This is a genomic window from Pyramidobacter sp. C12-8 (genome assembly GCF_002007215.1).
Taxonomy (GTDB): Bacteria; Synergistota; Synergistia; order Synergistales; family Dethiosulfovibrionaceae; genus Pyramidobacter.
This window is the reverse complement of sequence record NZ_MUHX01000174.1, coordinates 1-208: the sequence shown is the minus strand read 5'-3', so window position 1 is coordinate 208 and position 208 is coordinate 1. Positions and strand designations below refer to the sequence as shown.

Here is a 208-nt window from a genome sequence, read left to right as displayed (position 1 = left end):
GCCGGAGGCCGTCGCACCGAGCGTAGAACCATATGTTGCAGTGCGTTGGAACGTGCTCAAACCACCGCCATAGATGCCGCTGACGGGATCGCGCCACGTGCGGTAGCGGGCCATGTCCGAATAGTGATGGCGGATGATTTCGGCGGCGAGTGAATCGACCTCTGGATTGTCGTTGCCGAATTTTGCCTTGTAGTCGCGAAGCTTCAGA

General features: G+C 58.7%; 1 protein-coding gene. It reads right to left on the bottom strand.

What is annotated here, in order from left to right:
- The coding region (locus B0D78_RS13155; protein WP_168170161.1) for a hypothetical protein at positions 1–208 on the bottom strand (208 nt) is incomplete at both ends.